Raw genomic sequence first — 13458 nt, forward strand, 5'->3', positions numbered from 1 at the left:
TTGCTCAAAAGTAAGCTTTTCTTTTTGCTTTACTTTAAAGACTTGTTTCCTGAAATCTAATGAATATGCCATACTGCAAAATACAAAAAATATGACAAATTACAATGATTTAGCTATATCTTCGTGTTTTTCTCAACTGATGTGCTTACATTATCGTAGATGCATTCCTTCTTCAAGGACTCAACGACCTTCATCTTCAGGTATCCCACCTTTTTCTTCTTGCCATGTTTCTTGGGGTTGTGGCCGTCTCCAGCGTCCTTGGACTCAACGCTCACCAAAACCGTGGTCTGGCGTTGGCTGCCGCGACCACGCTTCAAGGGTTCGGATTTGTCCCTCGCTACTGAAACGGTCTCGAAAAAGCCCTCGTCCAGTTCTATCTCTTCCTTTAGCCTGTACTCACCGTCCCTGAGCCCCATGACGCTTCTCAGCTTATGCATCATGGCCCATATGGGCTCATAGCGCTTATGCCCCAACTGGCGTTGTATCTCTTTGGCTGAAAACGACTTTTTCGTGCTTGTGATAAGGTGCATGGCGATAAACCAATATTGAAAGGGTAATTTGCTGCCATGCATGACCGTGCCGCTCTTGAGGGTCGTGCGGCGCTTGCATTTTTTGCATTCCCATTGCTCGCGGTACCCTTTCCAATAGTGGGACATGCCGCCGCACTTGGTGCACCTGACCCCTTGTTTTAGCCTGTAGGCCTTGAAAGCCTCTTTGCAACTCTCCTCGTCTGGAAAGTGCTTGGTGAATTCTATTAGCTTCATACCTTCAAGATACGAAAAATTAAATAGGGAAACAAACGGATAAGCAAAAAATCATTTATGGTGGTGACCGTCTAGGAATCTATTTTTTAGAGACTGGAGCCGTTAGCTTTTTACTTCTGCTTTTTCGGATAAAAAAAGTACTGCTAAAACGATCTTCCATAATATTACTATTAAATTGCACACTAAATGTACACAAATAAGTAATTATAAACAAATTTTAAATCATTTCAAATGTTTGAAATACAGGTAATTACGATGAATTAGTGTGCAATTTTTAAGGGAGACCTATAGGCACCGAATTGCACACTTTTTAGATGAATTAGTGTGCAATTAAATGATATCAAATAAAATGAAAACCCTGTAAATCATATATTTACAGGGTTTTTGGTGAATTTTGATACTCAAAAAGTGGAGTCGGAGGGAGTACTATTATTGCAAACTACTATTTTTAATAAAACCTTTAATATTCTCTAAAATATCAATAAAAACAATATCTAACATTGATTTGTTAAGTTTTTATTTTTGTTTTTGTTTGTTGTGGTTATTAACAATTTGCATTTTACCGTACAATTACCGTACAAATAAATTATATTTGTATTGTATTAATGCGTTAAATATGGCTACTGTTAATTTTTTATATCGTTCTACTAAAGACAAAGCAAATCTAAATTTGAGATTATTGTTTAGAAATTTAAATATTAGTTCTAAAATTAAAGACAAAGAAACAGGATTATTAATTGATGTGCCTTATACTGATTTTGTTATTGGAGCTAAAACTAAATATGAAGTTACAAAACACTACTGGACTAAACAGCATAACCGTAAAAGGCTTAATGATGTAGATTTAGAGAACTTTCAAACAGACACTATAAAAGAACTTAATAAGATTAAAAACCATATTTTAACTGCTTTCAATTCTGTTAGTCCTGATGAGGTTACTAAAGAATGGTTACAAATGCAAATTGATTATTATTACAACCCACCTAAAAAAGAAAGCGTAATACCAACCAATTTAATTGATTACATAGATTACTATATTGATTGTCGTAAGGATGAATTAAAAGAAACCTCAATCAAAAAATTTAAGGTTATTAAACACAAGTTAGAACGCTTTGAAATTTATCGTAAAAAGCAAATATTAATAATAGAAATTGACGATGATTTTAAGAATGAATTTGTTGACTATCAAAAAGAACAATTATACTCTAAAAACACAAGGCAAAGAGAGTTTGTTTTTATTAAAACGTTCTGTAAGCACGCAAAATTTAAAGGTATTGAAGTTAATCCTCAACTTGAAAGCCTAAGCCTAGAGAGGGATGACGATATTCAAAAAATATACTTAACCTTTGAAGACTTAATCAAAATTGAAAATATCGACAAAGATAAATTAACTGAAAGCCTAAACAATACTAAAGACTGGTTAATAATTTCGGCGTACTTAGGGCAACGAATTTCAGATTTCATGCATTTTACTGATAAGCAAATAAGAGTTGAAGACGGCAAACACTTATTAGAGTTTACTCAAAAGAAAACAAACAAATTAACCACTATACCAGTACATCCAAAGGTTATTGAAATACTCAATAAAAGAAACGGTAAATTCCCTTATTCAATTTCAGACCAAAAGTATAACGATTACATAAAAGAGGTTTGCAAATTGGCAGAACTTAACGAGCCAACCAAAGGGAGTAAGTTAATTGAAACCGAAACTGATAGCGGAATATTCAGAAAAAAAACAGGTATTTATAAAAAATGGGAACTGGTAACAAGTCATATCGGGCGCAGAAGTTTTGCAACTAACTTTTACGGTAAAATACCAACATCATATTTGATAAATATAACCAATCATGCAACCGAGAGTCAATTCCTTTCATACGTTGGCAAAAGCAATAAAGATTTAGCGAAAGAAACTTTTAAATATTTTTAAATAGAAAAATAAAGTTATTTTTATTACTTCATTTCGTGCATTTCGTACATTCATTTTTAAATTATGATTTCAGACAAAATAAAAAACCTATTCAGTTTTATTGATTTTTTACATGCTAATATTAGTAATTTTAAAGAGTACGATGAGGTTATTAACGATTATAGGGTATTGATTAAACAAGCAAATGATTTAAATCATGAACAAGATTATTCGGATAAAATTCAATATAACAAACTGGCTAATGAAATTGATGAAAAGTATAAGATTTTAAAGAATAATGTTATTGATTTAATAGAGGTTAAAATAAATGAACTTAATGTTTGTGATTTTGAAAATTTAAACACAATTTATAACTGGAATATTTCAGAAATTGATAAGTTAAAATATGATTTTAATGAGAATGATATTAATGAAATATTAAAATGTGAAAGCAAGTATATTGAATATAGGCTAAGTACTAAAATTAATTATTTATCAAAACCTGAACGTTTAAATTCTTATTTAGATAAGTTATTTAAAGGGTTATTTACTTTTTTTTCTCCTGATAAAATAGAGAATAAACAAGTTTCTAAAAATGAAATATTTGAGTTGACTATTGAAAACTTAAAAAATTATGGTTTATCTTCTATTCAAGCAATTGAATTTTATGAAGCAAAAGGAACTTTGCAATGTGATGAGGGTAATTTTTTTGTAATGGAAAACAAAGTTTATACAGGTATTGAGTTTTTTAGACAAACTTGTTTTAATAATGGTGAATTAAAATTTCCTTTTAATTGTCCTAATTTATTCCCTGAATACTTTGATTTGGCATTAAATGAATATAGGCAAGAACAAAAACAAATTTTAGGTAAACTATACAATGAGAGCGACCAGCTTAAAAAGTTTGTAAATGTTCAAATTAAATTTATGCAAAGTCGTATTGAAGCTCAAAAAGAATATCTTTTAAAACATAAGTATCATAAATATAAGAATAGAGAAAAAGAGATTATAGTATGTGAAGCCTATATCCAATATTTAAAAAGAAAAATAGATGAATCTCAAGAAACTGAAACTAATAAACATGATGAGGTATTATTAAAAAACTGTAAGCCTAAAATTTTCAAAAATGATTTAGGTTTTACGTTGTTTACTAAAATGTTTGAATTGTATAAAGACGAAAATAAAGACAATGCAAATTTTAGTTTTCTGTTTTTTGCAATGAAAAAAGATTTTTTAGTTTGTAGTCAAGTTGATTTTGTTAATTTTTTACAAAGTGAAAATTACGATAGGAATATCAACAAAATTGATAGCAGACAATGGCGTTTAGATTTAAGCGGTAATAATAAGTCAAAGCTATACAACTCAATTAAAGACCAATTACAAAAAAAGCACAAAAAAAGCACAATTTAAGCAACTTTTTGTGTCTTTAATATCTTGAAAATCAATGCAATTTTGCTAAACAATTTAAAAATGTTAGCAATATGCAAAATTCAATCTTACTACAAAATGTAACCCCCGAAGCATTAGCAGAACTAATAAAAGAGGGTGTTAAAAGTCAGTTAGATGACTTTAAAAAAGAACTTAATTTTCAAAACGACAAAGAAGACTTATTAAGTCGAGAGCAAGTTTTGGAACTTCTACAAATCAATTCGAGTACTTTATGGCATTGGCAAAACAAAGGTAAGATTACCGTTTACAAGTTTGCTAATAAATGCTATTACAAACGGTCAGAATTATTCGAGAATATCAAACCTCTAAAAAAGTAAAGCTATGAGTACAAAAAAAAGTAAACATAGCCTTAATTCTTTTGGTAACGGACAGGCTAAATATAAGCATTTTACAGCGCAATTAAAAATGGTTTACAAGGCATTAATGTATAAGCCTATGACTATGAAAGAAGTTGATGTATTTACAGGTGTAATGCGTGAAAATATTTGTAGATATATTGACACTCTTTTAGAGCAAAATAAAATTGCTATTATACGAAAACGCAAATGTTCTATTACTGGTTATCCTTATGTAAATGAATACACAGCAAACCCCGATTTATTTCCTAAGTCTAACCAATTAAAATTGTTTTAGGCTATGCATGACAAGAAAAATTTAAAAAAGCTTATTAAAAATGATGTTTTAAAGCTTAAAGAGGGTTTTCAGTCATTAGAAAAAACAACTGATGACATTTTAAAGGAACTAACCGACAGCATCGGGCAAATAGATTTTAAAATATTGGCATTTCCTGATATTGAAAATCTAAAACAGCAAATAGAAGACTTAAAACCATTTGTTTATAATGAAGACGGCAGTATTAACAAGGCTAATAAAACCGAGTACGACCAATACAATAAACTTAATAAGCAGTTAAGTAGTTATAAGCTAACCAAAAACCATTATTTAGTATTGTGTATTGAGCAACTTCTAAAAATAGCAAAGGTTAATAACTGGGGCTTATGTAAAAAAAACGGTTTTATTTATTTGTATAACGGTTGTTACTGGAGCGAAATTGACAAAGAGAGTTTTCAGTCCTTTTTGGGTAATGTAGCCTTAAAAATGGGGGTTGAAAAATTCAAGTGCAAAATACATACTTTCAAAGATGAGTTGTTTAAGCAATTTATGTCAGATGCGTATTTACCCACGCCAAAAGCAAATAAAAGGAGTGTATTAATTAATTTGCTAAATGGTACTTATGAAATAACACCCAGTAAGCGAGAGTTAAGAGGTTTTAAAAGAACCGATTTTTTAACGCATCAATTACCTTTTGAGTATGATAGTGAAGCCACCGCACCGCTATTTGGTAAGTATTTAGATGAGGTTTTGCCCAATAAGGATAAGCAAAAAGTTTTTGCCGAGTATTGCGGTTACATTTTTATAAAACCGAGTGTTTTAAAGCTTGAAAAAATGCTTATTCTTTATGGTACTGGTGCAAATGGTAAGAGTGTGTTTTTTGACATACTAAATGCGCTTTTAGGTACTCAAAATTTTAGTAGTTATTCGTTACAAGATTTAACAAATGATAACGGTTATTACAGGGCGCAAATAGGTAACAAGTTGGTAAACTATGCAAGTGAGATAAACGGTAAACTTGAAACAGATATATTTAAACAAATGGCATCGGGAGAGCCTATAAGTGTACGTTTGCCTTATGGAGAGCCTTTTATATTAAATGAGTATGCAAAGCTTATATTTAATTGTAATGATTTGCCAAAAGATGTAGAGCATACAAACGCATATTTCAGACGGTTTTTAATTATTGGTTTTGATGTTACCATACCCGAAAATAAACAAGATAAGGAACTCTCTAATAAGATAATAAATAATGAATTGTCGGGCGTTTTTAATTGGATATTACAAGGGCTTGACAGGTTATTAAGTCAAAAGAATTTTAGTAAGTGCGAAGCCATAGAAAACGCCCGAAGTGATTACGAAAAACACAGCGACAGCGTAAAAATGTTTATTGAAGACTTTGAGTATAAAACCTCAACGGAATACACGCCAATAAGCGACCTGTACAACCAATATAAAGCCTATTGTATTGAAGACGGTTTTCATAAAGTAAACAAGTCTAATTTCATGAAACGTTTAAGGCATTTTAAAGTTTTAGTTGAGCGTAAAAGCATTGGTAATGTAGCCTTTATTAAAACTGATAATAAATTCTTATCAAATGGAAACTTTTAAATATTCATTAGATAAGAGTAGTAAAAAATATGTTTGCCCGAACTGTAATAAAAAAACGTTTGTGTTTTACTTTAATACAGCATCGGGCGAATATTTGCCCTCTCAATATGGTAGATGCGACCGAGAGCAAAATTGTAGTTATCATAACGCACCGCCAAAAGGTAAAAAGGCTTATTTAATTGAGTTTTTACTATTAAAGCAAATTAGTAGTAAGGCGGTTAAATTAACTGATATAAACGGGCTTATTTCAATTATTCCTACCTCGCAAATATTAGAGCATAATATGAATAGTTGTTATATTACAGAATGGTATTTAAAGACCTCAATCATAAACTATCAATGTAATGAATTTAAGTATTTTAATTCTGAAAATGATAGTATTATTAATGAAGTAAAAAACATAAAGCCACCCGATGCGATTAAACCTAGTTATCATAAATTAGAGTTGTTAGATGAGATGTATAATAATAACCCTATACAAGATAATTTAACCGAGTATTTAAAGACTGTATTTAGTAAAGATGAGGTAAATAATGGAATTTTAAATTATTACGGTACTGGTACAAATCATTTTTGGAATAATGCAACTGTATTTTGGCAAATAGACCATAAAGAGAATATAAGAGGGGCTAAAATAATGCTATACGATAAGCATACAGGCAAAAGAATAAAAGAACCTTATAATCATATTAACTGGTTGCATAAAGCTATTAAACAGCCTGATTTTAATCTTAATCAATGCTTATTTGGTTTGCACTTAATTTATGAAGACTACATAAAAGATATTGCCATAGTTGAGAGTGAAAAAACAGCTATTATAATGAGTTTATTTTTACCCGATTATATTTGGTTAGCCACAGGGAGCAAAGGAAACTTTAAGTATAAATTATTAGAGCCATTAAAAAGGCGAAATTGTTTTGCATTTCCTGATAAAGGCGAATTTATCAACTGGAATAAAACAGCAAGTGAGTTAAGTAAAAAGGGGTTTAACATAGCTGTAAGTAACATATTAGAGCAAACCGATTTTAATAATGGTTTTGATTTAGCAGATTATTATTTAATCGAAAATACAATAGTAAATAACAATTAAATACAATAGATATGTCAGGATTTAAAGGAGTAAGAAACATAAACGGAAGACCAAAAGGAGCGGTAAACAAAACGACTAAAGAGATAAGAGAGCATTTTCAAAATTTGGTTTCTAATAATTTAGAGCAACTAAATGAAGACTTAAAAAGTTTAGAGCCATTACAAAGGCTTAAAATGATTATAGAGTTATCAAAATTTGTAGTACCTACTTTAAGAGCCACCGAATTAACGACCGATACCGAAAACGGTTTTAACCCTATTACAGTAACCATAGTAAGAGAGATAAAAGAATAATGAAAACAGAAATAAGAAGTTATAACGATTTACTGGATTTTATAAAAAAAGACTTTGTTAAATCTAAAGAAGCCATTACAATAGTTAGTAAGGCATTAAATGTATATTGTTTGTTTGATATGAGTAAAGATGAGGTTATAAAATCTACTGAATATTATATTAAGACCTTTTGTAAAGACAATAATAATGAGCGACCTTTATTTTTAGAGCAAATAGGAAACGATTTTAATATTAAAGATATTTATAAAATCTAACTATTATATTAATCAATGCTTTTTTCAATTCATTAATAATTACTTTTTTGATTTGATTAATCAATTTTTTTCAAGTTGTTTTTATTCTATAAGTTAGAATTAATAGTTGATTCCTATTAATTTTTGAACACCATAAAAAAGAGAATCAATAATTGATTTGTATTGATGTACGAAATGCACGAAATGAAGCCCTAAAAACAACTTTATTTTTTTATCTAAATAACTCTAAAAACAGGGTTATTTTTTTTGACAATACAATAATCGTACAATTCTATAAAAAACAAAACCCCAACTAATTGATTTACAATATATTGAGGTTTTTAATTGTGGAGTCGGAGGGAATCGAACCCTCGTCCAAACAAGCTACCAAAAGGCTTTCTACATACTTAGTTTTTTCATGATTTTTGTTAATACACTGATTAAAAACACTCTATGTATTACTTAGCTTTTTTAGTTTCAAAAATGTATCAAAGCACTACATTTTCTAGGTTTACTTTTACGATGCCTCTAATTAGAACGCCATAAACCAAGGCTTTCAAGAGACATTTAGCTTTCCTACCTAGTAGGACGAGGCCTGATCTTACTGTGATTCAGATTAAGCAGCTAAAGCGTAGTTATTCTCGCCGTTTAAAAGTTTGACATAGCCTTTTACGTGTTTTCAATGCCATTACACGACATGCTTACCGTTCAATTAATCTCGCTGTCAAAACCAGTCGACCCCTTAATAAAATAGTAAATTTTAATTTGCGTAATTTAATTAATTCCGAACTTACATCGAAAACTCATCAATTAAATAATAATTATTACGGCGTTACTCACTTTTGCTTTTAATGGCAAAAGAGGGTCAGGCTTTCGGCAGTCGCTTTTTTTTTGTAAAAAACAAAAAAGAGCTTCAATAAATGCTTCAATCCTTAACGCGGGTCGCAAAGTTATCAAAAAAGTTTGTATACGCCTACATTAACTCTTATTTTTGTGCAAAATTTATACCAAAATTTATGAAGTTTGCTATTATAAAAGAGCGTAAAAATCCACCCGACAGACGCGTTGTATTTTCGCCTTTAAAATTAACAGAAGCTAAAAAGCAATTTCCTCAGGTAAGCTTTAAGGTAGAAGCTTCAGATATTAGAATATTTTCAGATAATCAATATAAAAACCAAGGATTTGAGGTGTCAAATAACGTGTCAGACTGCGATGTGCTAATTGGTGTAAAAGAGGTTCCTATTGAAAATTTAATACCCAATAAAAAATACTTTTTCTTTTCGCATACCATAAAAAAACAACCCTATAATAGAAAGTTGCTAAAAGCCATACTTGATAAAAATATCGAGATGTACGACCACGAAACTATTATAAATCAAAAAGGATTTAGGCTAATAGGTTTTGGGCGATATGCAGGTTTAGTTGGTGCTTATAATGGTTTTAGAGCTCTAGGTTTAAGAGATAATTTATTTGATTTACCAAAAGTAGAAACACTTGCTGATTTAGAAGCTGTTAAAGCAGAATTAGATAAAATTAATCTTCCAAATATTAAAATATTACTTTCAGGAATAGGAAAGGTAGCCCATGGAGCAAAAGAAATTTTAGACTATTTAAAAATAAAGCAAGTTAGTGATGCTTTGTATTTAACATCAAAATTTACAGAGCCCGTGTATTGCATGGTTGATGTTATGGAATATAGTAGACGTAAAGATGGTAAAGTTGGTGATAAGTGGGAGTTTTATAAAGATCCAACAGGTTACGAAAGTAATTTTATGCCCTATGCTAAAGAAACCGATTTTTTTATTGCTGGCCATTTTTACGGTAACAATGCGCCTTATCTGTATACCAGAGAAGATGCTAAACATCCAGATTTTAAAATTAATTTAGTAGCTGATATTTCTTGTGATATTGATGGTCCTGTAGCCTCAACACTACGTGCTTCAACCATTGCAGATCCGTTTTATGGTTATGATGCACAAACCGAAAGTGAAGTGGCTTTTAATACACCAAACGCTATTACCGTTATGGCAGTCGATAATTTACCATGCGAACTCCCAAAAGATGCCAGCGAAGGTTTTGGTGATATGTTTTTAGAGCATGTTATTCCTGCTTTTTTTAATAACGATGCAGATGGTATTTTACAACGTGCTAAAATTACCGAAAACGGAAAGCTAACAAAAGCGTTTTCTTATTTACAAGATTATGTTGATGGTTTTGAGTAAAACTGTTTAAACATCCAAAACCCAACATTTAAAAACGCACCAAATAGTAGTGTAAATAACCACGCTTCTTTATGGGCTATTGGTTGTGTAATAATATTAAAAATATCAGTTATTAAATATTTAGGATTACTTAAAATTTCCCAAGAGTTATAGCGTAAAAATCTGCCTAGATACACCCCAAAACCAGATAACAGCAAAATTGGTATTATACTGCGCTTGACGATGACTTTTTTAATGTGTTTTTCTAAGATAGTTTTCATGTCTAAAACAGACAAGTAAAACAGCAATAAACCGTTAAAAGCAAAAGAGCTTACTATTAAAATATCAATCCAAATAAAATAAGAATTGCTAAGTTTTAAATGAATTAAATCTGTAACAATATATGGGGCATTGGGTAAAAAAAGCAGCCATAACCCAAAACCAAATGCTAGCCCAACTTTATTAAACTTGGGATTGCTTAATAAATATGTTGAAATGGTGTAGGGTACAGCTGCTAAAAATAAATTCCAAACTAGGAATATATAAAAGAATGAATGTGAGATTTTCATTCTAAACATAAGTAACGTAAGACTTAATACTACTGATACAGTTATGATTGAAAAGATTTTAAACCGTTTAAAAATAAATTTTTTAATGTTGTCCATGAGTTATGATTTTAATGAGACCTGTTAGGTTTTATAAACCTGACAAGTCTGGTTTCAATTATTAAAACACAGATTATTCCTATTGTATATGCTATAAGGTCTGATAGGTGAAATGTGCTTCCTAAAATAAGTTTTGCTAAATGGTTATTCTCTAAGTTGAGTAGTTTTAAAATGTTGGCTAGTTGTAAAAATTCAATAAGGAATGCAAACAATAAAGCAGCAATAGCTAGGATTAGTGAATCTATTTTTATAAAACTTTTTACAAAACTGTAAATAAGAATAACCACAAGAAAATCACCAAGCGTATGGCGGATAAAACCGCTTTTAAAAAACACTGCAATAAGTACTTCTATAACAAATAGAGCTATGGTGATTGTTAAATAGGTTTTGTTAAGCTTCATAAGATTACAATTAAGATATAGAAGTAAAGAATGGCAATTGGAATATTTAATAAAACGATACCACAAGTTTTTAATAATTCAAGTTTAAGATTGGTTTTACCTAATAATGAAAATATTAAAGCTATTAACGATATGGTGTTTATAAGTGTAGCTATAATAATGAATATGACTCCTGAATATATTAGAGAATCTGATGTTCTAAAGTATAATTGAAGCGCAAATAAAATTGTGCCAATTATAAAACTTATAAGGGCTAAGGATTTAATTGTTGTTATTAAATCTTTCATTTTAAATGATATTATTTTCCAGGCATGTTTTTTTGATTGCGGGTTTTGATTAAATCATAGCAAGTAAGTGTGTTAGCGCCCCGATAGCTATCGGGAGAGGAAGCCAGTGGTGAAAGCGCGACCCTATGTTCGTTGAGGTTCTCGAAACGAAATAGGGTAACGCCCAACACAATCACTAACTAATAAAATTAACCGTTGCTCCAATCTATTTTTCGAGATACAAACATAACGATGGCAAGGATTAGGAATAAGCCTATACTACCTACTAAAAGCGCATAGTTTTCTAATTGTATAATAACATAAATAAAGGTGTATAAAGCACTTAGCGATAGCCCGATAAATATGGGAAACTTAAATGTTTTTAAAATGGATTTTGAGTATAGAGTAATGAGTATGATTACCGAAATACCTGCAATTAAATAGGCTTTTAAAAAGTTACTATGTTCTGATATTGAAACCAAAAGGGTGTAAAACATGGTAAGCGCTAACCCTATCATTAAATACTGGAAAGGATGAATGCTAATTTTACTCATAGTTTGTATTAAAAAGAAAATTAAAAAGGTGAGTCCGATAACAAGAAACCCGTATTTGGCTGAACGTTCGCTTTTTTGGTATTCGTCTACCATAACCATAAATTTTGTACCAAAAGCAAACTGATTTAGGTCTGGTATTTTGTTTAAATGTAATTGCGAAAACGCTCTGTTTATATGCAATACTTTCCAGTCTGCTTTAAAACCATTTGTTGTTATTTCTTTGGTTTCGTCGTTTGGTAAATAGTTACCCATAAAACTAGGGTCTGCCCAATTGGATTCTATTTTCATTGTAGTGGTTTTACCAATTGGAATTATTTCTATTTGTTCACTTCCGTTGAAAGTCATGCTAAAATCAAAGTTTTTAATTGTATTTATAGGTAAGTCTTCTTTTTTTATAAATGCAGATTCTAATTCGTTTAAATAAGAATTATTTGAGTTGTTAAAATTGGTTTCGAAAGCATATTTTGAGTTGTTTAATGTTATAACAACCTCGTTTTTAATACCTTTTAAATTTGATGTTTTAATGATTATTGTGGCTTTTTTCCAAACAATGTCTTCATCTTTTATGTCTTTTAATTTGAGTTGAGGCTTTATATAATCTCCCGAAAAATTCATTTTTGATGTGTAGACAGCCGATTCAAAATTGCCACGTTTTAAAGTTTTAGAGTCTACAGAAACATTAGTGTTTAAATTTTCAGGAAAAATATAAGCGTACTTAATATTTGTTTGAGTTTCGGTTGAATAAGTTTTTGTTTCCTTATTGTAAATAGTGGTTTCTTTGTAGGTTTTGTAAGGGAGCTTTAGTACAGGGCCATAAACAAGTACATTGTTTCCCCATTTATCGTTTATCTCGTTTACAACATCTTTTTGTCTGTAAGCTCGCTCATTTATCAGACTATTTATGTATGATAATGGGATTAATAAAATTATGACTAAAAAACCTACCATGAGCATACGAGCTGTTATTGAGGTTTTTATCCAATTTCCGAGTTTGTTTTGATGCTGTTTGTTTGAATGTTCCATAATGATTATATTTAAAGTACTTTGAATTACAAAGTAAATTGATAAAAAAATAGTTTGTTTTTAGTTAATCGAAATATCACTGCTTATTTATTAATTTTTCCAATGCGTTTATGTGTTTTTTAAATTCTACTCTTCCTAGTTTTGTAGTAGAGTAGCGCGTATTTGGTTTTCTACCTATAAATTGTTTTTCAACTTTTATATATTCTACTTTTTCTAATGCTTTGGTATGGCTAGCTAAATTACCATCGGTTGCTCCTAACAATTCTTTAAGCATATTAAAATCGGCATATTCATTTACCATTAAAACAGACATGATGCCTAATCTAATGCGATGATCAAAAGCTTTATTTATGTTGTTAATTATGCTCATTTTTAATAATTCAAAGTTAC

Annotated in this window: 14 protein-coding genes, 1 other RNA gene and 1 pseudogene; 10 read left to right on the forward strand and 6 right to left on the reverse strand. The window is 30.1% G+C overall.

The genetic code is table 11. The features are described from left to right. Nucleotides 1–116: 116 nt before the first annotated feature. Nucleotides 117–764, reverse strand: a pseudogene (locus L3X37_RS14045) (IS1595 family transposase); the annotation flags it as partial. 616 nt (nucleotides 765–1380) lie between these two features. On the opposite strand from L3X37_RS14045, the gene L3X37_RS14050 reads away from it, so the two are divergent. The 8 genes from L3X37_RS14050 (at nucleotide 1381) to L3X37_RS14085 (ending at nucleotide 7979) form a co-directional block, all read left to right on the forward strand. Next, nucleotides 1381–2691 (forward strand): tyrosine-type recombinase/integrase, encoded by a 1311-nt coding sequence (locus L3X37_RS14050; RefSeq protein WP_237240804.1) that lies wholly within the window; start codon nucleotides 1381–1383, stop codon nucleotides 2689–2691. A gap of 63 nt (nucleotides 2692–2754) precedes the next feature. Further along, nucleotides 2755–4080: a hypothetical protein gene (locus tag L3X37_RS14055; RefSeq protein WP_237240805.1), complete on the forward strand. Its 1326-nt coding sequence runs from the start codon at nucleotides 2755–2757 to the stop codon at nucleotides 4078–4080. 71 nt (nucleotides 4081–4151) lie between these two features. After that, nucleotides 4152–4436: a helix-turn-helix domain-containing protein gene (locus L3X37_RS14060; protein WP_237240806.1), complete on the forward strand. Its 285-nt coding sequence runs from the start codon at nucleotides 4152–4154 to the stop codon at nucleotides 4434–4436. 4 nt (nucleotides 4437–4440) lie between these two features. Further along, nucleotides 4441–4752, forward strand: a complete 312-nt coding sequence (locus L3X37_RS14065) for a hypothetical protein (protein ID WP_237240807.1) — start codon at nucleotides 4441–4443, stop codon at nucleotides 4750–4752. 3 nt (nucleotides 4753–4755) lie between these two features. After that, complete coding sequence (locus tag L3X37_RS14070) at nucleotides 4756–6342, forward strand: DNA primase family protein (protein ID WP_237240808.1); 1587 nt, start codon at nucleotides 4756–4758, stop codon at nucleotides 6340–6342. Further along, nucleotides 6329–7432: a DUF6371 domain-containing protein gene (locus tag L3X37_RS14075; protein WP_237240809.1), complete on the forward strand. Its 1104-nt coding sequence runs from the start codon at nucleotides 6329–6331 to the stop codon at nucleotides 7430–7432. Before L3X37_RS14070 ends, L3X37_RS14075 begins: the two co-directional genes overlap by 14 nt. A gap of 11 nt (nucleotides 7433–7443) precedes the next feature. Continuing rightward, nucleotides 7444–7725, forward strand: coding sequence for a hypothetical protein (locus L3X37_RS14080; protein ID WP_237240810.1), 282 nt, complete (start codon nucleotides 7444–7446; stop codon nucleotides 7723–7725). Next, a complete protein-coding gene (locus L3X37_RS14085; protein WP_237240811.1) occupies nucleotides 7725–7979 on the forward strand; it encodes a hypothetical protein in 255 nt (84 codons plus the stop codon). Before L3X37_RS14080 ends, L3X37_RS14085 begins: the two co-directional genes overlap by 1 nt. A gap of 324 nt (nucleotides 7980–8303) precedes the next feature. On the opposite strand, the gene ssrA is transcribed toward L3X37_RS14085, so the two are convergent. Then, nucleotides 8304–8700, reverse strand: a transfer-messenger RNA (tmRNA) gene (gene ssrA, locus L3X37_RS14090). A 274-nt stretch (nucleotides 8701–8974) separates the two neighbouring features. On the opposite strand from ssrA, the gene L3X37_RS14095 reads away from it, so the two are divergent. Beyond that, the gene (locus L3X37_RS14095) at nucleotides 8975–10180 is read left to right on the forward strand and encodes an NAD(P)-dependent oxidoreductase (RefSeq protein ID WP_237240812.1); all 1206 of its coding nucleotides are present in this window, start codon (nucleotides 8975–8977) and stop codon (nucleotides 10178–10180) included. Here the strand turns inward: L3X37_RS14095 and L3X37_RS14100 are convergent. Together L3X37_RS14100 and L3X37_RS14105 are read right to left on the reverse strand one after the other, a co-directional pair. Then, a complete protein-coding gene (locus tag L3X37_RS14100; RefSeq protein WP_237240813.1) occupies nucleotides 10159–10728 on the reverse strand; it encodes a DUF1361 domain-containing protein in 570 nt (189 codons plus the stop codon). The genes L3X37_RS14095 and L3X37_RS14100 overlap by 22 nt on opposite strands. 107 nt (nucleotides 10729–10835) lie before the next feature. Continuing rightward, nucleotides 10836–11225, reverse strand: coding sequence for a ribosomal maturation YjgA family protein (locus L3X37_RS14105; RefSeq protein WP_237240814.1), 390 nt, complete (start codon nucleotides 11223–11225; stop codon nucleotides 10836–10838). 30 nt (nucleotides 11226–11255) lie between these two features. On the opposite strand from L3X37_RS14105, the gene L3X37_RS14110 reads away from it, so the two are divergent. Then, nucleotides 11256–11438: a hypothetical protein gene (locus L3X37_RS14110; protein WP_237240815.1), complete on the forward strand. Its 183-nt coding sequence runs from the start codon at nucleotides 11256–11258 to the stop codon at nucleotides 11436–11438. Nucleotides 11439–11700: 262 nt separating this feature from the next. Here the strand turns inward: L3X37_RS14110 and creD are convergent, their stop codons facing one another. Together creD and L3X37_RS14120 are read right to left on the reverse strand one after the other, a co-directional pair. Next, a complete protein-coding gene (creD, locus tag L3X37_RS14115) occupies nucleotides 11701–13068 on the reverse strand; it encodes a cell envelope integrity protein CreD (protein ID WP_237240816.1) in 1368 nt (455 codons plus the stop codon). Nucleotides 13069–13144: 76 nt separating this feature from the next. Continuing rightward, a complete protein-coding gene (locus L3X37_RS14120) occupies nucleotides 13145–13438 on the reverse strand; it encodes a winged helix-turn-helix domain-containing protein (RefSeq protein ID WP_237240817.1) in 294 nt (97 codons plus the stop codon). Between the last annotated feature and the right edge of the window lie 20 nt (nucleotides 13439–13458).

The organism is Wocania arenilitoris (assembly GCF_021728535.1).
In the GTDB taxonomy this organism is placed as follows: Bacteria; Bacteroidota; Bacteroidia; order Flavobacteriales; family Flavobacteriaceae; genus Wocania_A; species Wocania_A arenilitoris.